16 protein-coding genes and 1 tRNA gene are annotated in these 18,941 nt (G+C 55.8%); 12 read left to right on the top strand and 5 right to left on the bottom strand.

Features of this window, described 5'->3' with window-relative positions:
• The first annotated feature begins 202 nt into the window (after positions 1–202).
• Positions 203–292, top strand: a tRNA-Ser gene (locus tag GSQ91_RS00835).
• 319 nt (positions 293–611) lie between these two features.
• On the opposite strand, the gene GSQ91_RS00830 is transcribed toward GSQ91_RS00835, so the two are convergent.
• Entirely contained in the window at positions 612–3,305 is a 2,694-nt protein-coding gene (locus GSQ91_RS00830) for a glycoside hydrolase family 9 protein (RefSeq protein WP_158819355.1), read from the bottom strand.
• Positions 3,306–3,991: 686 nt separating this feature from the next.
• Here GSQ91_RS00830 and GSQ91_RS00825 point away from each other — a divergent pair.
• Together GSQ91_RS00825 and GSQ91_RS00820 are read left to right on the top strand one after the other, a co-directional pair.
• Positions 3,992–4,864, top strand: a complete 873-nt coding sequence (locus tag GSQ91_RS00825) for a DUF1080 domain-containing protein (RefSeq protein ID WP_158819354.1) — start codon at positions 3,992–3,994, stop codon at positions 4,862–4,864.
• Between the two features lie 120 nt (positions 4,865–4,984).
• A complete protein-coding gene (locus GSQ91_RS00820; RefSeq protein ID WP_158819353.1) occupies positions 4,985–6,085 on the top strand; it encodes an alpha/beta fold hydrolase in 1,101 nt (366 codons plus the stop codon).
• Between the two features lie 326 nt (positions 6,086–6,411).
• Here the strand turns inward: GSQ91_RS00820 and GSQ91_RS00815 are convergent, their stop codons facing one another.
• Entirely contained in the window at positions 6,412–7,551 is a 1,140-nt protein-coding gene (locus tag GSQ91_RS00815; protein WP_254064297.1) for a glycoside hydrolase family 76 protein, read from the bottom strand.
• A 135-nt stretch (positions 7,552–7,686) separates the two neighbouring features.
• Positions 7,687–9,537 carry a dihydroxy-acid dehydratase gene (gene ilvD, locus GSQ91_RS00810; protein WP_158819352.1) on the bottom strand — a complete coding sequence of 617 codons (1,851 nt, stop codon included), beginning with the start codon at positions 9,535–9,537 and terminating at the stop codon, positions 7,687–7,689.
• 96 nt (positions 9,538–9,633) lie between these two features.
• Here ilvD and GSQ91_RS00805 point away from each other — a divergent pair, with 96 nt between their 5' ends.
• Positions 9,634–10,560: a LysR family transcriptional regulator gene (locus GSQ91_RS00805; RefSeq protein WP_158819351.1), complete on the top strand. Its 927-nt coding sequence runs from the start codon at positions 9,634–9,636 to the stop codon at positions 10,558–10,560.
• Between the two features lie 138 nt (positions 10,561–10,698).
• On the opposite strand, the gene GSQ91_RS00800 is transcribed toward GSQ91_RS00805, so the two are convergent.
• Positions 10,699–11,313, bottom strand: a complete 615-nt coding sequence (locus GSQ91_RS00800; RefSeq protein ID WP_254064296.1) for a TetR/AcrR family transcriptional regulator — start codon at positions 11,311–11,313, stop codon at positions 10,699–10,701.
• 92 nt (positions 11,314–11,405) lie between these two features.
• Between GSQ91_RS00800 and GSQ91_RS00795 the strand changes: the two genes are divergently transcribed.
• Together GSQ91_RS00795 and GSQ91_RS00790 are read left to right on the top strand one after the other, a co-directional pair.
• The gene (locus tag GSQ91_RS00795; RefSeq protein WP_158819349.1) at positions 11,406–12,434 is read left to right on the top strand and encodes an SDR family oxidoreductase; all 1,029 of its coding nucleotides are present in this window, start codon (positions 11,406–11,408) and stop codon (positions 12,432–12,434) included.
• A 65-nt stretch (positions 12,435–12,499) separates the two neighbouring features.
• The gene (locus tag GSQ91_RS00790) at positions 12,500–12,943 is read left to right on the top strand and encodes a hypothetical protein (protein WP_158819348.1); all 444 of its coding nucleotides are present in this window, start codon (positions 12,500–12,502) and stop codon (positions 12,941–12,943) included.
• A gap of 24 nt (positions 12,944–12,967) precedes the next feature.
• On the opposite strand, the gene GSQ91_RS00785 is transcribed toward GSQ91_RS00790, so the two are convergent.
• Entirely contained in the window at positions 12,968–13,543 is a 576-nt protein-coding gene (locus GSQ91_RS00785; RefSeq protein WP_158819347.1) for a TetR/AcrR family transcriptional regulator, read from the bottom strand.
• 114 nt (positions 13,544–13,657) lie between these two features.
• On the opposite strand from GSQ91_RS00785, the gene GSQ91_RS00780 reads away from it, so the two are divergent.
• The 6 genes from GSQ91_RS00780 to GSQ91_RS00755 all read left to right on the top strand — a co-directional run bounded on the left by GSQ91_RS00780 (position 13,658) and on the right by GSQ91_RS00755 (position 18,918).
• Positions 13,658–14,584, top strand: coding sequence for an NmrA family NAD(P)-binding protein (locus GSQ91_RS00780; RefSeq protein WP_158819346.1), 927 nt, complete (start codon positions 13,658–13,660; stop codon positions 14,582–14,584).
• A gap of 77 nt (positions 14,585–14,661) precedes the next feature.
• Positions 14,662–15,150 (top strand): hypothetical protein, encoded by a 489-nt coding sequence (locus GSQ91_RS00775; protein ID WP_158819345.1) that lies wholly within the window; start codon positions 14,662–14,664, stop codon positions 15,148–15,150.
• Positions 15,151–15,237: 87 nt separating this feature from the next.
• Positions 15,238–16,302 carry an aromatic ring-hydroxylating dioxygenase subunit alpha gene (locus GSQ91_RS00770; protein WP_158819344.1) on the top strand — a complete coding sequence of 355 codons (1,065 nt, stop codon included), beginning with the start codon at positions 15,238–15,240 and terminating at the stop codon, positions 16,300–16,302.
• Between the two features lie 58 nt (positions 16,303–16,360).
• On the top strand, positions 16,361–16,480 hold the full coding sequence (locus tag GSQ91_RS26150; RefSeq protein WP_158819343.1) for a helix-turn-helix domain-containing protein: 120 nt from the start codon (positions 16,361–16,363) through the stop codon (positions 16,478–16,480).
• 240 nt (positions 16,481–16,720) lie between these two features.
• The gene (locus tag GSQ91_RS00760; RefSeq protein WP_158819342.1) at positions 16,721–18,283 is read left to right on the top strand and encodes a type VI secretion system Vgr family protein; all 1,563 of its coding nucleotides are present in this window, start codon (positions 16,721–16,723) and stop codon (positions 18,281–18,283) included.
• 44 nt (positions 18,284–18,327) lie between these two features.
• Complete coding sequence (locus tag GSQ91_RS00755) at positions 18,328–18,918, top strand: hypothetical protein (protein ID WP_158819341.1); 591 nt, start codon at positions 18,328–18,330, stop codon at positions 18,916–18,918.
• Positions 18,919–18,941: the final 23 nt, after the last annotated feature.

The raw sequence follows: 18,941 nt of genomic DNA, 5'->3' as shown, positions 1-18,941 counted from the left end.
TAGCGCCGTAGGACCTGCTTCTGGAGACGGTGCCCCGAAGGCGTCTGATCCAGAGTTGCTTTTGCCAGCTCCAAAGAAGCCGGACTAATGGCCGCAAGCCTAATCCTTCCAGGAGAGCGAATCTGTCTCGAAACGAACCAATTTTAGATCGGTTGGATTTGCTGCTAACCTTATAGAGATGGCACTTGCCGCGTGGCCACGCGGAGGGATGTGTGAGTGGTTGAAACAGGCGGTCTTGAAAACCGCTTTGCCCTAACGGGCAACGGGGGTTCGAATCCCTCTCCCTCCGCCATTAGATTCTTAAGCTCAATCCTTACGCGAGTTGCGGAAGCGTAAATCCTTCAAAATCATGGGATACCCGGCGGTTCAGCCAGAACCGACCTGAAAACACCATACCTCAAAATTGCCCTCATCGGGCAACGGGAATGGTGGTTTTCAAGGTTGATGGGCAACGGGGCGGAAGGTTCCGAAGCGCGCTTGTAGTGCGGTGAGTCAAGGATATCGTCACTTCACGCTACACCTTTTTCCTAAGCTTGGACGCCAGCGTCTAACGTCAAGATGTCGTTCTTTCCGAATCCTGTTTCGTGAATGTTTTGGTTGCGGGACTTGTTTTACTTCGCGCCTGCTATGCCGGTGAGCTCCTGGTGTTGACTGAGTGAGCCGTCCTGAAGAACAACTGCAACCCACGGTGATGTGGTGTCGATAACTCGCGCTGGCCAGCTTATTTCGTGCCTGCCATGATGTCCTAAATTCATTTGCACGGTGCCTGGGCCAATCAGTTCGAGATTGTCGACTTTGGCTGTGAAGGTATGGACTCCTGCGCCTTCGGCTGAGAGTTGCAGCAAAATCTCTGTTGAATTAACTGCCTTCGATTCGACGGTGAAGGCGACAGCTTTCTCTTGTCTGAGGTCGAGTTGATAGGTGCCGGCCGAGAGCGCGGTGAGCGACGTACGTGCTGTGCCTGCTTGTACCACGTATTGCCCTTGTGGGATGACGGCGCGAAAGGCTCCCTTCGCGGGGTCTAGTGTTGCAGTGATGATCTTTCCGGTCTTTCGATCGATGAACTGCACAGGTTCGTTGGTGCCGGCGTCGATGATTCCCCGTACAACAGCGGGGCCGCTCAAGTCGTGCATAAGCCAGATCCATTCGCCCGCAGGCTGGGTCCACACCTCCTTGTAGGTCCAGCATGTCTGGTTCGGCCAGTAGGGAGCGTCAGCAGTTCCTTTTGTCTCGATGCCGACCGGAAGCGCGCCTACCATTTGCCCGGAGCGAACGCTATAGAGCGGAGTCCAGTCGTATCCTTCGCCGTACATGATGCTTGTGGAGAATGGGTTTCTTCCGACGATCCACTGGGCCTGCTTTTGCGCCAAATCTTCCGCGTCAATGTCTCCTCGCAACTGCGCGGCAGTGGAAAGCGCCTTAGCCTCCGAGAGCAGGACGCTGGAGTTCCCTCGAAAATCGAACCAGACAGGAAAGCGGCGAAGATAGTATTCGCCACCGAGAGGCACGCCGCGGCGAACCTCTTCCAGATAGATCTCTCGATTTGCAGACAGCAGGGGAGTCGAGGTCTTCAGAACGGTCCGGGCCGTTGATTGCGGGAGCAGGGACGCTTCGCTCTCGCGGTAGACTGCGGCGGGCAACATGTCATACGGCGCATCGACTTTCGCCGCTGTCTGCTGGTAGTACTTGGAGTGAAGAACGATTGCGGAGTACCACTTTATCCAATTGGCATTCTCTGGAAGCGCCTCACAGAGGTGAGCCAGTGCGACGATCGGCTCCTCTTCCTGCCCGAGGTGTAAACGGTGAAAAAGATTTTCGCGCTTCGGGCTGGTGTAGAAGTAGCCCGTCATGGGGATGCTCCAGGGCTGCAGCTTTCTCTCCTGCGAGGCCAGGATCTGGTTGCCGAGCTCGATTGCTTCATCGGCATAGCGCTGCTCGCCGGTGGCGCGGTACAAATCGATTGAAGCGATGGCGCCGAAGGAGATGCGTTCCAGTTCGTCTTTCTGACCGTAGATCTCTGGGAGAGGCGGAGCTATTTTGAGGCCCTCGACGGCAAACTTCCAATCCTCTTCGGCTGTGGCGAGGCTGCGATTTGCCAACTGCGGATCGGTATCTTTCAAAACGCGGGCGGCTATTGCTTCCACTGCTGCGACCCTGAAGTTCCATTCAGGATCGTTGACCGCCTGGCCGAAACGATCATCCGCGTCGCCCATGATGCCGTTGGTCCAGTAGCTGATGAGTTGGCCGGTGGTGCGAAAGCCATCACCAAAGCTTGTCTTGAGTGCCCAACGCAAACCCCACTCCGCTTCGAGGAGCAGCCTGTTGTAGAGGACTGGATCTTCACTCTGGAGCTTGAGCCGCTCGGCGAACTCAAAGAGTGCGTAGGACATTCCGGGAGTGTTTCCCGTTGCACTCAGGTCGCCAGCGTCGTGATAGCCGCCGTTGACGAGGATGCGAGTGTTGCCATGGATACTGTAATCGTCCTGGTGACATACACCGTGAATGCCTGGAATCACTGTTCCGCAGCGCTCGCTATACATGAAGTTGATGGCCTTCACAATACTTTCGCGCCAGGCGTCGTCGCCAATGCGAAAGGGACGGGTGGAGGTCTCTCCGGAGCGAAGAAGGTAGTTTCCTGGCTGCTGGATCTCGGAGAAATCGAGAAGCTGATAGTTCCCCAGGCTTGTCTTCTTCTGCTCCACTGGCCGTGTCAGAACGATCTTTCCTGTATCGGCATCAACGAGCGAGAAGTCATGGCCCGGCAGGTCACTTGCAACGGCTGTTTTTGAGGAACCTGAAACATAGCCGGCGTGGCTGAATGCGATCTTGCCGGGTGAGACATCCCATCCCTCGACGTGATCCGGTACGACAGTCTGTAACTCCATCTGATCGATATAGAGCACCGTCTTGTCTCCGGGATCAGGAAGCATTTTCGGCAGACCATAGCCGAAGTCAAGACCGGTAACCTTGTCCCGATCTAACGGAGCGATCTCCCAGACAACGTGGTTCCACTGGCGGTTCTTCAATGGGATGGAGTCGTTCCGCCCCTCGTTGGTGTTGTCCGGCAATATGTATTTGCCTTCGTTGTGAAGGGTTAAGGATGCTGTGATAGCCGGCGCTCCGTCTATATCTGGATAAACCCAGATGGAGATCCGGTTATAGTGGCTCCAATCCTCGGAGGGAAACCTGCGCGTGGCGACGAGGTCCTGAAAATCGCCGCTGCCGTCGACGCGACCGATATTGAGGGTGGAACTGATTCGTATAGAATGCTCGCCGTCTTTTACCTGCGTTTTTGAGAGGCTCATCTCGCCTTCACCCTTGAAGGACCACTTGGACAGGTCTTCCATTCCGTCCAACAGGCGAGAGTCTAGGACTTTTTTATTGAGCCAGCGGAACTCTGCCCCATCTTCATATGTAGGCTGCATTGGCCGCTCAGGTGTTTCTAGCTGCGCTTGGATGCAATGGATTGCGAAGACAGAGAAGAGGGTGAAGCTGATCAGCGGGCGGAATAGCCCTCGAAACGAGAACTGTAGCTGCAGCGGTTGCATTCTGGTCATCCTGTGATCGCTTTCTATGAAAAGACGTCCCACTTGCTGCTCCGTTCATTTCACCGCCTGGTCGAATCGTCGGGTGGGGTTCAGAGGTTTCGGGGGACGGTAAGATTTTGCTGGCGCTGCTCATACGACGAATGGAGGGCCTAGTCCATGAGGCGACAAAATGATCGTTATGGTCACATTGAATCATGAGACTGTCGTTTCGACATACTCAAGCAGGCCGATGAGTGGCAGACCGGCACAGAACTCGGCGGGAGATCACTTGGATTGTGCAGCTGGAAACCGTAAGAACCATCCGAATGCGATCGACTCTTCATATCTGGGTGAGGGAACTCAAGTAGCATTTCGATTGGCACGGTGTTGTCACTCTGTATAAGCGAATAGTAGAGTTCTCCTGTATTGCCAGGAAGTAGCGTAGTTGTGAAAACCGGAGACTTATGAACCGTCGTCATTTGCTGAAAACTGGTGCCTCTTTCGCTTTGGGCTGTGCGGTTTTACCGCAGCGGGCACTTACTCAAACGAATTCTCCGCGCTTGCCGCTGCCGCCTGCCGGCGCGGATGGATGGGTTTCGTTGTTGAATGGCCGCGACCTGACGGGCTGGTACACCATGCTCGAGAAGTCCGGGAAGAGCGTTGCTGAGGCGAAGAAGATGGTGACGATGGAAGAGGAGATGCTTCATATCCTGGGAAACCAGGTGACTGACGAGCACTTCGAACCCGGTTACCTGGCGACGAACCAGGAGTTTGAAAATGTTCGCATTCGTTTGGAGTACAAGTGGGGCATGAAGCAGTTTGAGCCGCGTAGCCTCTCAAAGCGCGATAATGGCTTGCTGTACGGATTGGTGGGTGCCGATAAGGTTTGGCCTACATGTGTTGAGTGTCAGATCGAGGAAGGAGATGTTGGTGATTTTTTTCTCGTCAGCGGAGTCCGTGGCATTCAAGGGGATCATGGTGCCGGTCTGTTCGCGCAAGGCGTTAGCAGGGAACACGGGTTCCCAACACCTGGCGAAACGGGGAATGGGGCGCGCGCCGCGAAGGGGCAGCCCGTTGCCGAGCCAGTGACAGGGAGACTGAAGAAGGATGGCAACTTCGAGAATCTTAATGACTGGAACGTTGTGGAAGTGATCTGGCAGGGAGATCAGGCCGCGCATCTTGTGAATGGAAGAGCCGTCAATTCGATTTCGGGATTGCAGCAGCCTGACCCTCAAAATCCGGGCAAATTCATTCCGCTGACGCGCGGGAAGATCGCGATTGAAATTGAGTTTGCGGAGATTTGGTTTCGAAGGATCGAGGTTAAGTCGCTCGTGTGAGTAGCGGCTTTCCCCGATATCAAGGTTGCCGATCCTGAGTTTTATTTGGGAACGACTTCGGTAGCTGTGACCGCGATATGCTTGGCCTACGGAATATTTGTGCCTACAGGAGTTTGCCGCGTGCGCCACCTTCTCTCACTCACAGTCTTCAGTCTCTCCTCGCTTGCCGTTGCACAGGCGATATCCGCGCAAACACCTGCTACCCCGGCCTATAAAGGCGTACAGGGCGTGTATACGGCGAAGGACTTTCGCTTTGGTACTGGCGAGACAATTCCTGAGCTCAACCTGCACTATCTCACGCTGGGGTCACCGCATCGGAATAGCGCGGGGCTCGTCGACAATGCAGTACTCCTGCTTCACGGCACCGGCGGCGACGAGCATACGCTCTTTGCGCCGCAGTTCTCCACGGTTCTCTTTGGTCCCGGTCAGCCGCTGGACATCACGAAGTACTTCCTGATCTTTCCGGATGACATCGGACAAGGCGACTCCTCCAAGCCGTCTGATGGACTGCACATGCGGTTTCCGCACTATGACTACGACGACATGGTCCGCTCACAGCACCAGATGCTGCTGGAAGGTTTGCACGTTGACCACCTTCGACTGATTCTTGGTACGTCGATGGGCTGCATGCAGAGCTTTGTGTGGGGCGAGACCTATCCTGACTTCGTGGATGCCTTGATGCCGTTGGCGTGTAATGCGGTCGCACTTGCCGGGCGGAATCGGATGACGCGCTATATGGCGATTGAGAACATCGAGCGGGACCCAAACTGGAAAGAGGGCGAGTACACGAGTGAGCCCGTCGAAGGCCTGCGCAGTGCAAACGAGATGTTGCTGATCATGGGGTCCGCGCCCCTGCAGATGCAGAAGGTGTACCCAACACGCGCGGCTGCGGAGGCGTATGTCGACAAGTACATGGAGCGCGCGGTCGCTTCAACAGATGCGAACAATATGATCTATTACATCAACGCCTCGAGGAACTACGATCCGAGTGCGAACCTGAAAAAGATCAAGGTGCCTGTGATGTGGATCAACTCTGCAGACGACTTCATCAACCCGCCAGAGCTTGGCATCGCGCAGAAGCAGGTGCATGAGATGCCACGCGCAAAGTTCGTGTTGATTCCCATCTCCGATGCGACGCGGGGTCACGGCACACATACCTTGGCTGCTATTTGGAAGGACTACCTTGTGGAGTTGCTGGCTGAGTCGGAGCCAAAGCACTAAGGTTTGTCGCAAAGCTTTCAACCTGTCGATTAAGAGTCGAATGCTCACGACATGCTAACTGGCTTTATTTTCATTGACTCAAATCCTGAAATTTGGAGCGGCCATCGTTGCCGAGTATTCTGCGGCGATGGCTGCCGCGAGTGGGGCTATGTGATGGGGCGGCGCTATTTCTGGGTTTCGGGGTCGAAGACCGAAACAAGTACCACCTTATCCTCCACATATTTACCTATCCAGCTTTGGAACGAACTCCGTGCGTCAGGGGGTTCGAATCCCCCACTCTCCGCCATAAATTTGTTTCAGGGCTTCCAAAGAAGTTCAAAGCAACGTTACTGCATCTCTACTGCTGCGATGAGAGCATCCAGAGCGGAGGTTTGACGCGTGCCGTCGCCAGAATCAAAGGGCCCCTGCCATTGATCGCCAAACTGATAGTTAGCGCCTTGATCGTTGCGCCAGATGCTTTCGGCATTCGTATCGGCAAACGTTTTGTACTTCGTCCTGGTGGCCACTCTGTTCAGGCGGACGAGGTTGCGCAGGAAGATTCCCTTGAACTGCGGCAGATCCGGTCCACCGCCTCGGGGTTCCTCAAGGACGCCCGTGGCGGTCACCATCTTTGTCATGGTGGCGTCCGCCATGGTCTCCGCTTTGGACAGCAAGGACGCATCATGATCTGCTTTGTACAACTCGGCTAATCCGCCTAGAACGACTCCCTGGTTATAGGTCCAGGTTGCCTGCTTGTTACTGGTGCAGGCCGCAGGGTTGGTTGCGTTTAAGCCGTCGTTGACCAGGTTGTCGGAGTTGATCATGCCGGAGGCGCTGAACCACTTCCACTCTTTCTGTGCCCATGACAGATACTCTGCCTTGCGCGTCCGATCCGTAACGCGATTTGCCAGGGATGCGGCGATCTCAAGGAACAGTTCATTCGTAACCGCATTCTTATAGGCCGAATGCTTCAGGTCTTTGCTCCACCACACACCACCGCCGCAAGTCGTCGTATCCCATTGCGTGGTCATGTCTGCGAATATGGTCTGTGCCATCGCCAGGTAGCCCGGCGTCTTCGTCAGATCGTAGGCGTCGATCCAAGCCAGAGCCCACCAACCCTCGTCGTCGTTCGAATCGTTGCTGAAGTTCACAACCCCATAGGCTTTGCTTGCCTTGCCGAAGGTATTTGCGACGGTGCTGAGATATTGAGTGCTGTGCGTTGCCCTGGAGTAATCCACGAGCACGGTAATGGCATTGGCCGAGTTCCACCAGTCGGTGGGCTTCTGGTAGAGTCCCGTGTCCTGGAGATACCAGCTTTGCAGCCTCTCAATACCGTAGGTTGCCCGTTGGGAATAGTTAGAAGGATCGTTCGTTGCAGGGGCTGCGGCTTCCGTACTTGAGGAAGCAGTGTTGGGGCAAAAGGCCATCATGACCAGGATTGTGAGTCCACATAGCAAGGCAAACTGATTGCGAATCTTCTTGAGCACGTTTTTCACCTGGTCCTTGAAAGCCTTTCTACGAAACTAAAGCATTTTTCAAAAACGAGTGTGATGTGCTCCCTCCGCGCTATTTGAACTTCCTCATTCTTCAACGAATTGACGACTCACAACACTAGATCGGTTTCACTGCCGAAGCTGCTTCACATCCCGAATCGCACCTCGAGCTGCGTTGCTCGTCAACGCAGCATATGCTTGCAGCGCTGGGGAAACGGCCCGTTCACGGTTGACGGCCTTCCATGCGTTGCGCCCGCGAGCTGTCATCGCCGTGCGTCGTTCTTCAATCGCCTCATGGCTGAGTTCCAGGTGAATGGAACGGGCGGGGATATCGATCTTGATCGTGTCGCCAGTTTCTATCAGCGCAAGGAGGCCTCCCTCCGCGGCCTCAGGAGAAACATGGCCGATGGAGAGTCCGGAACTGCCGCCGGAGAAGCGTCCGTCTGTTACCAGAGCGCAGGACTTCGCCAGGCCCTTCGACTTGAGGTAACTGGTCGGGTAAAGCATCTCCTGCATGCCGGGGCCGCCCTTGGGGCCTTCGTAGCGAATCACAACAACATCGCCTGCGGTAACTCGATCGCCAAGAATTCCAGAGATAGCGTCCTCCTGGCTCTCGAAGACGATCGCCTGACCTGTTAGTACTAGCATCGACGGATCCACCCCCGCTGTCTTGACGATGCAACCCTCCGGCGCAAGATTGCCAAACAAAATGGCGAGACCACCATCCTTGCTGAACGCATGCTCCACGGATCGTATCGCGCCGGTCTCACGATTCTTATCGAGCTCCTCCCAGCGAGCCGACTGAGAGAAAGCCTTCTGGGTAGGAATATTGCCAGGCGCCGCGCGATAGAAGGTATCGACCGACGCCTCGTCCGTTCGCATAATGTCCCAGTCCTCAAGAGCCTCTCCAAGCGTGGGGGTGTGGGCAGTTGGCACACTCGTATCGATCAATCCTCCCCGATCGAGTTCGCCGAGGATGGCCATCACGCCGCCTGCACGATGCACGTCCTCAAGATGAACATCGCTCTTGGCCGGCGCTACCTTGCACAGGCAGGGAACTCGGCGTGAAAGGCGATCGATATCCGCCATCGTGAAGTCCACTTCGCCTTCGCTGGTAGCCGCCAGCAGATGCAGCACCGTGTTGGTCGAGCCGCCCATGGCAATGTCCAGGCTCATCGCATTTTCAAAGGCTGCCCGGCTCGCAATACCCCGTGGCAATGCGCTCCCGTCATCCTTCTCGTACCAGCGCTTGGCGAGATCGACGATCACTCGGCCGGCGCGTCGAAATAACTGTTCCCGATCGGAGTGTGTTGCCAGGACCGAACCGTTTCCTGGCAACGCAAGCCCCAGGGCTTCCGTGAGACAGTTCATCGAGTTAGCCGTAAACATGCCCGAACAGGAACCGCACGTTGGACAGGCGGATCGCTCGATCACTCCTACCTCTGCGTCGCTGTAGCGGTCATCGGCGGCGATGACGATGGCGTCCACCAGATCGAACGTTTTCTGGCTCCCCTTCAACGTAGCCTTGCCGGCCTCCATCGGCCCGCCGGAGACAAAGATGGCGGGTATATTCAGCCGCATGGCAGCCATCAACATCCCCGGCGTGATCTTGTCGCAGTTCGAGATGCAGACGAGGGCATCCGCACAGTGCGCGTTGGCCATGTATTCGACGCAGTCGGCAATGAGCTCGCGCGAGGGAAGGGAATAGAGCATTCCACCATGCCCCATGGCAATGCCGTCATCCACCGCAATCGTGTTGAATTCCTTGGCGACTCCGCCCGACGCCTGGATCTCGGCCGCCACTAGCTGGCCCAGATCCTTAAGATGGACGTGGCCGGGGACAAACTGCGTAAAGCTGTTGGCGACGGCGATGATGGGTTTGCCAAAATCTCCATCCGTCATTCCTGTCGCCCGCCAAAGGCTGCGAGCGCCTGCCATGTTGCGGCCGTGGGTGGTGGTCCTTGAACGATAGGGCGGCATACTCACTCCATGAAGACGTTGAGGTGAGGCTACCGACGCAGGCAATGGTTGTAAAATATATTATTATCGATCGATTAGGTCGTTACACATATCAATATGGATCAACGTCAGCTCAGGCATTTCGTCGCAGTTGCGGAGACTCTGCACTTTGGTAAAGCTGCCGACCGCCTTGGGATGACCCAGCCTCCCTTGAGCCAATCCATCAGAGCCCTCGAAGCTGAGATCGGTTCTCCCCTGTTTCTGCGGACGAATCGCAGCGTGGCATTGACTCCTTTCGGAGAGGAGTGGCTGGGTCCTGTCCGCGCCGCGCTCGATGGCATGGAAGCCTTGGCTCCACTGGCGCAGCGCATTCGCAGCGGTGACGCAGGCCGGCTCGAAGTATCCTTCGTCAGCACTGCCGACTACAGCATCCTGCCGGCGTTAGTGCAACGCTTCAGGCAGCTTTATCCGGCGGTCGAACTCCTGCTCACGGAGGCGACCAGCGATGTACAGATTGCAACGCTGCTCGAGGGCAAAGGCAATGTAGGGATCATCATCCGGCATGCTTCAGCAGCTCTGCCTATGGGGCTTTCTTATCGCAGGCTTGTCTCCGAATCACTGATCGCAGCGGTCCCGGAAAGCTGGATTAAGCAGCGCCGCATCACTCCCGTGAAAGGCCGTCTGACCTCATCCGCGATTACCTCCTCACCTCTGGTCGTCTTCCCACGCCGCGTCTCTCCTTCTTTCTACGATCTCGTAATGGATTACTACGCCGCTCACGGAGGCGACGTCCACATCATCCAACATGCGATCCAGATGCAGACCATCATCAGCCTGGTATCGGCCGGAATGGGAATCGCGCTCGTACCCGCATCCATGCGTCATCTGGCGCGTTCTGGAGTGGTCTATCTGGATTTGGAAGGCAAGGCCCCGCAGCTTGAATCGGGGATCATCTGGCGTGACCGGGATTCAACCGCAACCCTCGCCAACTTCGTTCGAATCGCAACCGCATCTCGGGTGAAAACTCACCTGACAGGCGCTTGAAGATTCGCGGGCGGTCCCTGGTGAAGCCTCCATTGGCGGATGGACTCCCGAGAGTTTCTCTTCTTGGCAGGGATGGGCAGATGGAGAGAAGAGCGTTTAGTGCTACCGATCATCCTTCGTCGCAGAATGTCGCGACATCTAGAAATGGTCAAGACCGAGAACGAGCAGGATCGCCTCCGTAACGAATCCTTTGCGCAGGGGTCCTTGCACGCTTGTCTGTTGTAAAGAAAGACCGGTGCTCAATCCCATAATGATGTCGGCAAGATCTTTGGGAGCAGATGGCGGAGTTCGGTCCAGTTTGGCGAACAGCTTGGTAACCAGTCCAGCCATGGTGTCCCGGTGAGCGCGGTGCAGCTTGGCATACATCTTCGCAAACGTCTTATCGCGGCAGGCTTGCAGTTGAAACTCTGCGGAAAGTAAGCAGAAGTCAAAGTCAGAGCCATGCCCGCTTTCATGGTTGCGGATTAGCGACAGAAGCTCCGGCCCAGGAATGTCCTGCGCAAGAAGCTGTGCCAAAGCTTCGATCTCACGCCGCTTATGGATATCAAGCAGCTCCAGAAAGATAGCTTCCTTACTTTCGAAGTTGGAGTAGAACGCTCCCTTGGAGTAGCCTGCGCTCTCCGCAATCAAATCGACAGACGCACCCTCATAGCCACCCCGGGCAAACAACTGAGCCGCTGATTCCAGAAGCCTTGTCCTGGTTTCGAGCCGGCTCTCCTGCCGGGTCAGTCTCTGTCGGGTCGCTTTGGGCACGCATCCAGCATAGCGCATGAAAACTATTTGCAACTCAAATACCGTTTGGTATATCTATACTGAATAGGATCTACGAGGAGCAGGGAAACCGCATGAGAAAAACGATTGCACTTGTCACAGGGGCCACAGGATTGCTCGGAAATAACCTGGTCCGCGAGTTGCTTGCGCAAGGATATGAAGTGCGGGCCTTGGCGCGATCGAAAACAAAGGCACAGAGCCAATTTGCGGGACTTGACGTTCAGGTGGTCGAAGGGGACATGCTCGACATACCGAGCTTCGCCCCCGCCCTTCGTGGTGCGGACGTCATCTTCCATACGGCCGCTTACTTTCGTGACAGCTATAAGGGCGGGACCCACTGGAAACAGCTCTACGACACGAACGTTCTCGGGACGAAAGCCTTGCTCACCGCAGCGCTCGATGCAGGAGTGCACCGTGTCATCCACACAAGTTCCATAGCGGTTCTCAACGGTAAACCCGGACAGACGGTAGACGAGACCATGCTTCGCAAAGAGGCGGATGCCGATGATTACTACAAGAGCAAGATTCTCTCTGACCGCGAGGTGCTGGCGTTCCTGGAGAATAACCCGGAGATGTGGGCCGTGATGGTTCTTCCAGGATGGATGCATGGACCCGGCGATATCGGACCGACCTCTGCGGGACAAACAGTCCTCGACTTCGCCAACAAGAAACTCCCGGGCGTACCTCCGGGCAGATTTCCGGTGGTCGATGCCCGCGACGTAGCGAAGGCGATGATCCTGGCGAACGAGTATGGTGTGCGCGGAGAACGCTACCTTGCGGCAGGCCGCCACATGACTATGGCAGAACTCTTTCCGCTGCTGCAGAAGGCAACGGGAGTAAAAGCCCCCACTCTTCGGATACCGCTCTTTCTTCTCTATTTGCTAGGAGCCATGGGCGAGATTCAGGCTCGCCTGACGAAAAAGGCCGCCCTCATCAGTTGGGCGATGGTGACTACCCTGGCAAATGAAACAGAGAAGTCGCGATTCAGTCCCGCCAAAAGCAAAGAGCAGCTAGGGCTCGAGTTCCGTCCTGTAGAAGAGACCTTACGCGACGAGGTGAGTTGGTATCGAAGCAATGGCTATCTGCCGTTATCAACACACTAAGGACCGAAAATCACCTGACGGGATTTCGCCGTCCGAATCCCCCCCCGTTGAGGATCTCGCTCTTTATGACAAATATCGGCATGGCTATAGCTCCTGACACGCTCTACAGGCTTGCACCCCCACTCATCGCGCTACAGTTCGTCGCATTCGGATGGCGGGTGAATCGAGAGATCAACCTTGGCGACGCCGACAGGGCGATCTGGATACCGATACCGGACGTGCTCAACATCATGAGTCTGCTTGCGACGGTCATTTGCCTGATCGTGTTGCCGATCGCGACAGACTCGTATTTCTGGCTCTCAAGAATGATCTTAGGGACTGGATATGTGTTGATTGCCTTCCACCCATGCACCATCGCCGCGCATTACCGCCTTTGGAGCAGAAAGGGTAGAAGCAAATACGTAACAGATGGAAAAGCTTATTCGTATGCGACGGAGGTGGAGCTTCTTTCAGCGTCGCTGTCCGTTGTCCTTGCGATCCTAGCCGCAGCGTACATCAGGATGCACTAAACGGGACAGCGCGCTCCCGATCTCTCAGAAGCTGTGCAATAGAAAATCTCTTGTATTCGCCAGCACCTTCTCTCGCATCGCGCGCTCTGGCAGCATGCGAGCGATCTCAATGGCCCCGATCATCGTTGAAAAGATTGAAAAGAAGGCGCGCTCTTTGTCTGCAACTCCGCGGCCCGGCATAAAGGGAAGCATCCGATCCTTGTAGTTCACGAGTTCGGCAAGAATCTGTCCCTTCATACTCTTGTCGACCCGCGCTAACTCGGGGGCAAGGGCCGGCAGCGGGCAGCCGCGCTCGGGGTGATCGCAGTATTCCAGGCTTAGATAGGCCTTCACAATCGCCTTCCATGCTGTCTCAGGGCGCGACTTTTCGGCCTCCTGAGACAGCGTGTCGACGGTCTCCCGGAAAGCCTCGCGCAGTGACTCCAGCAGCAACTCGTCCTTGTTCCCGAAGTGTCTGTAAAAGCCTCCGTGCGTCAGGCCGTTGTCACGCATAACCGCTGCAACCCCCGCGCCGTTCATGCCCTCGGTGCGTACTCGTCGCGAGGCGTCTTTCACAATCTTCTCGTGAACCTCTGCTTTGTGTTCAGGCTGGTAACGCATGGCTCATTGTAGGATGCTCGCGATCATCCCACGATGCAACCCAGCTGCGGCCTAAAGAAAGTTCGAATCCATGAGATGATATATATCATCCTATGGGCCAAAGGAGAACTTTCCATGACTCACCCGATTCTGATTACAGGCGCAGCCGGAGGTCAGCAGGGATCAACCGGACGCCTCGTCGCCGGTCTCCTGCTCCAGCAGGGCATTCCCGTTCGTGCCTTCGTCCATAACCTCGATGCCCGGTCCAACGAACTCCGCCAGCAAGGTGCGGAGATCATCGAGGGCGATCTCCTCCACCCAGCCACAGTCCAGGCGGCCATGAAAGAGGTGAAGCGCGCGTACTTCACCTATCCGGTGACCGATGGGCTGCTTGAGGCGGCTACCATCTTCGCCACAGCGGCTCGCGATGCAGGGTTGGAATTGGTGGTGAACAATTCTCAGTTCCAGGGCACGCCCGATAATCCCGTATTTCGCGATCTTCAACACGCTGCCTCCTTCCGGAACTTGCAGCATCGCCTGACCGATCGCATCTTCGACTGGGCGCAGCTCGGCGCCGTTCATCTTCAGACGCCTCCTTATTACGAAAACGTACGCGCCCTTGTCAGCCGAAGTGTGGCTGAGCAAAATACCGTCTTCCTTCCGTGGGGTGATGGCAATGCCGTCATTCCGCTCACTGGTGCGCAGGACGTAGCCCGCGTAGCCGCGACTCTTCTTGCTGACCCTGGCCTGCCCTCGGAAGATGTGTACTCTCTGGTGAGCGAAACTCCCACAGTGCTGGAGATCGTTGCAACTCTGGAGAAGGCAATTGGCCGGGAGATTCGATATGTGCCAATTACTGACGAACAGTGGGCTGACGCCGTCAAAGAGCGGCTCAATCCTCACGCGCTCGACCACCTCTCCCATCTTTGGCAGCACTTCCGGAAAGGAGCGGGGAACTACCGCACTACCGATGTGATTCGTACGGTAACTGGCCGAAATCCGCAAACACTCGAAGAGTTCTTCCTGGAGAACGCTAAATCGATTGGCGCCTCACCTCAATGAAGCGGCCTTTCGGTCGGTTCGACGATAATCTGAGTCTATAAGATGATGCGTGTCATCCCATAAAGCAGGAGATCCCCATGCCGCCCGAAATCCTCTTCGTCATCCACCTCGTTTTAGGCTATGCCGCCTGGTTGCTGTGCTTCAGCGTCTACATCCTGCCGAGGCTAAGATCGATGGGCCGGGTGGAAGCGCACCGCGCCATCGCGACTCTGCACAGCTTTCGCTTCTTCGGGCTTGTCTTCCTCCTTCCAGGCGTCGTCGGCCCTCACCTGCCCGCTGGTTTCGCCGCGTTCGCCGCCTATGGCGATCTTGCAACCGGGCTGCTTGCCATGTTGGCGCTTCTCACGGTACGAATACGTCCGCTCTTCTGGCTATTCGTCGTCGCCTTCAACTTCGTGGGGGCGGCTGACCTCATCCTCGACTACTACCACGCCATCCATGCCGGACTTCCTCAACTGGCGGGGCAGTTGGGCGCCGCCTATGCGATCCCGATCGTCTACGTGCCTCTGCTGATGATCACGCACTTCGTGGCCTTCTATTGGTTGGTGCGTCCAGCAGGTTTGTAGGCAGTGGAGTAGGAAGGCGACGCAGATACCAATAAAGGCTACCGGTTTCATCTCTATATCTACAGCCATCGTTTGCTATAAAGGAACATGGCAACCATATCTGTGATTCAACCTGTAGCTGGGGCGTTTGACCTTCCGCTTAATTGCACGTTTGACGCCGATGATTGGATGAAGCTCGCTCGTCACTGGTACCCGATTGCGCTGTCACGGGAAATTGTGGACGGCCCTGTAGCCGTGAAGTTACTGGATCAATTGCTGGTCGTCTACCGGGTCGACGGTCAGGTGGTGGTTGCAGACGATCTCTGTCCCCACCGCGGTACGCCTCTCAGTATGGGCAAACACGATGGCAAAGGAATTACCTGCGCCTATCACGGACTTCGTTTCGGTACCGACGGGCGCTGCAACTTGATCCCTGCCCAGCCGCATGATGCCATTCCGAAAAAACTACATCTACGGACGTATCCCGTGCAGGAAGCGTATGGCCTCATCTGGACGTGTCTACGGCCAGATTCCGACGCTGCCGAGCCAGACATTCCATCGATGCCCCATTGGGAAGACCACGGCTTCCAGCAGATTACGTGTCCAAGTCTGGATATCTTTGGCTTTGCAGGCCGCCAGATTGAAGGCTTCCTCGATGTCGCCCACTTTGGTTTCGTCCACGCCGATACCTTCGGCGACCCAAACAATACCTTGGTTCCTCCCTACCTGCCCAAGCCGACCGAGAAGGGCTTCGAAGTGGAATACCGCAGCTCGGTAGGGAACTATCCCATCGGGAAAGAAGATCGCGGGAAAGCGGGATTTGAATGGCTCCGTCATTTCCGGGTGCATCTCCCTTTCACCGCAACGCTCGTGATTCATTTTCCCGGCGAAAGCCGCATGACGATCATGAATGCCGCCTCGCCCATATCCGCTAAAGTGACACGTCTCTTCGCTCCGATCGCACGGAACTTCGACACCGATCTGCCCGTGCAGGACGTATACGATTTCAACGACAAGATATTCAGGGAAGACAAAAGGATCGTAGAAGCGCAAAAACCCGAGTGCCTTCCGCTCGATCCAAGAATGGAAGCCCATATTATGGCGGACCGCAGCTCAATCGCGTATCGCCGCGGTCTGCGCGACATGGGACTCAGCCGATTTTTTGTTGCCTAGATCAATACCTAGATCAATATCAGGCGGGTACTCCAGCTCTCAGCAGGAACATGCCGGAATGGACAAGATGATGGTCTCGGACCTGATTAAGACGCTGGTTAGGAAGAAACTGGTCAAAAGAAAGCCAAACCCTGAGGATGGCCGCCCCTTCCTTCTGGAGCCGACTCGTCCTGGGTGAGGACATAACAAACGCAGCGGTGCTCAAAATAGAGGCGCTGGACTCAGATTTCTTCAAGAAAGTGAAAGACATCGCATCTTTTCACCAGGACCTTGCGTCGCTCGTTGCCTGAGGTCTCCGTGGCAGATCTTTGAACCTGCTTTTCGGCGGCAAGATAGGTAGAATTCGATCCTTGGTATGATTCTTCTGACCCGTGTAGGGTAGAAGTCTGGTAATAGGTAATAGGGCCTGGAGGCTTCGATGGCACTTCCACAGATTCAAATTGGGGACGGCATGATCGGAGATGCATCTCTGTCATCCGTCGAAATTGTGCAGGAGCTGAACCAGCACTGGTGGTGTACGGTAATCTGCCGGAACACGGAGGACCAGCGGGTTCCGATCGAGAGTCTGCTGGGCAAGCCGGTTGAGGTCAAGACTACCGACGATCAAGGTGTGGAGCATGTTCATTTCTCCGGGTCCATCCATGACGTGGAGTTGGACTATGAAGTTTGGGGCAGTTACACGGCCACGTTAATCGCCGTAAGCGACAGCTTCGGTATGGACGTGACGGCGCACAAGCAGTACTACTCCGAGCAGACGCTCTCCTCGATCGCCGGCACCATGGGATCTCGGCACAATCTCAGCATCTCCGTTCAGGCGTCCGACAGCAAGGCATTGAACTATGTTCAGTACGGCGAGTCCGACTGGAGTTTCCTGAGCCGGATTGTCGACGACCACGACGCCTGGATGCGTCCGAGCAAAGCGGGCGTGGAAGTCTTTGACAGCTTCCAGATGGGGAGCACTGTTCAGTGGCGTGGAGAAAGCGATTTGATTGGCTTCCGTCTGCGCGGCCGGCGGGTCAACCCCAGCTTCTCCGGTTCGCACTACGACCACCATGCCATGCAGTCGAACACGTTTGAGAATCAGTCGAAGCCGCCGCAGTTCTATCCGGCAGCAGCGCAGCTCACGAGCGCGGTGCAGACAGCGTCGGCGCAGCTGCCGCCAGGCTTCGAGCCACAACGTGCGCGCGCGATGACGCTCGATAACTACTCAGACCAGTTGCAGTCCGAGAGCGAACGCAGCATGGGCAGTGCGGTTACGGGCACGGGCTCCTCGCGCAACCAGACCCTGATGGCTGGTAATACGTTGACCATCGACGGCACGCTGGACGCCAAGGGCACCTATGGGCTGGTGCGTGTGGTCCACCAATGGACCCCACAGGGATATAGCAACAGCTTCGTATGCACCCCGTGGAAGAACTACCGCAACCCCAACCCACCAGAGGCGCGGACGTGGAGCGGCATCGTCTCCGCCCGCGTTACGGGCCACGACGACCCGAAGAAGATGGGAAGACTTCAGGTGCAGTTCTTCTGGCAGACGGATGGGTCGACTCACTGGGCTCGGGCGACTTCGCCCCATGCAGGCCCGGACCGCGGCTTTATGTTTATGCCCGAAGTTGGGGACGAGGTTGCGGTGGCCTTTGAAGATGGCGATCCGGAGCGCCCGGTGATTATGGGCTCGCTTTGGAATGGTGCACAGTCGGCACCCCGCAGCGGTTTCTACTCGGCCGACGCGAATATTCCCGAGAATGACGTCAAACGCATTCTTACCAAGAGTGGTAACCGGTTCCAGATGATCGATGCTGAAGCTCAAGAGTCGATAGTGTTGGCAACACCAAACAAGTCCACAATCAGATTGACCGAAATGGATACAGCATCAAAACGACCGCAAATCCTCATCGAATCAGATGGCGACATTGTGTTATCTGCTCCACAAGGCCGAGTGCATATACAGAGCCTCACGTTCTCTCGTGAGATAGGCTAAGTTCCCTGGCTAGCATTGCGTGTGAAATTGAACTGGAGAAGATCATGTGGCAAAGAATTTTGGCGGGTTTTCGCGCTGTCGGAGGTGGCATGGGATCAAAGCTGTTATTTGTGGCTGGGATCATTGTTATTTTCGCGTTGTCCGTATTGATTCCGCGGATACGTTCCGTACACGCGGCAGATAGCCTCAACGGTAACTGGATGGGCGTGGTCTCCATTGCCCGAATCGTGTCTGACGGCACGTTACACGAAAATGTCGAACAACAAGGAAATGCTGTTATTCAAGTGGTTCTTTCGCCAGTGTGGTTTTCATTTCTAGATCGCACTGACGCCAAGGCTGTACTGATCGATGCTTCGGGTCAACGGCACACATTCGATATCGAACGATTGAACGATGATTGGTTACTTCCGATACGTGGAAACACAAAAGAGTTGCTTGCCTCTCCACCGGATGGGACCATATCGGGTAGCTGGAACTACAGCTTTCCTGATTTTGTATTGACATTTAAAAAATCTTTACTTCACGGCAGTTATGAGCTACCCGCGAGAACCAGTTATAAGATCAGCGGCTCGCTGAAGCGCGGGGATGAGGCTACGCTGAATTCTTTGGTGAAAAGCATTCAGAAGCCGAACTAATCATAGGAGGGAGGGATAAGACT

The organism is Granulicella sp. S156, from assembly GCF_009766105.1.
In the GTDB taxonomy this organism is placed as follows: domain Bacteria; phylum Acidobacteriota; class Terriglobia; order Terriglobales; family Acidobacteriaceae; genus Granulicella.
Note: the sequence above shows the minus strand (reverse complement) of the source record. Positions and strands in the feature narration are given on the sequence as shown.

Bases quoted from the DNA above. Each gene is read 5' to 3' on its own strand.
- GSQ91_RS00805 (WP_158819351.1), top strand. From the start codon at position 9,634: ATGGATCAACGTCAGCTCAGGCATTTCGTCGCAGTTGCGGAGACTCTG.
- GSQ91_RS00830 (WP_158819355.1), bottom strand. From the start codon at position 3,305: ATGAGCCTCTCAAAAACGCAGGTAAAAGACGGCGAGCATTCTATACGA.
- ilvD (WP_158819352.1), bottom strand. From the start codon at position 9,537: ATGCCGCCCTATCGTTCAAGGACCACCACCCACGGCCGCAACATGGCA.
- GSQ91_RS00775 (WP_158819345.1), top strand. From the start codon at position 14,662: ATGCCGCCCGAAATCCTCTTCGTCATCCACCTCGTTTTAGGCTATGCC.
- GSQ91_RS00795 (WP_158819349.1), top strand. From the start codon at position 11,406: ATGAGAAAAACGATTGCACTTGTCACAGGGGCCACAGGATTGCTCGGA.
- GSQ91_RS00755 (WP_158819341.1), top strand. From the start codon at position 18,328: ATGTGGCAAAGAATTTTGGCGGGTTTTCGCGCTGTCGGAGGTGGCATG.
- GSQ91_RS00770 (WP_158819344.1), top strand. From the start codon at position 15,238: ATGGCAACCATATCTGTGATTCAACCTGTAGCTGGGGCGTTTGACCTT.
- GSQ91_RS00785 (WP_158819347.1), bottom strand. From the start codon at position 13,543: ATGCGTTACCAGCCTGAACACAAAGCAGAGGTTCACGAGAAGATTGTG.
- GSQ91_RS26150 (WP_158819343.1), top strand. From the start codon at position 16,361: ATGGACAAGATGATGGTCTCGGACCTGATTAAGACGCTGGTTAGGAAG.
- GSQ91_RS00760 (WP_158819342.1), top strand. From the start codon at position 16,721: ATGGCACTTCCACAGATTCAAATTGGGGACGGCATGATCGGAGATGCA.
- GSQ91_RS00790 (WP_158819348.1), top strand. From the start codon at position 12,500: ATGACAAATATCGGCATGGCTATAGCTCCTGACACGCTCTACAGGCTT.
- GSQ91_RS00780 (WP_158819346.1), top strand. From the start codon at position 13,658: ATGACTCACCCGATTCTGATTACAGGCGCAGCCGGAGGTCAGCAGGGA.
- GSQ91_RS00825 (WP_158819354.1), top strand. From the start codon at position 3,992: ATGAACCGTCGTCATTTGCTGAAAACTGGTGCCTCTTTCGCTTTGGGC.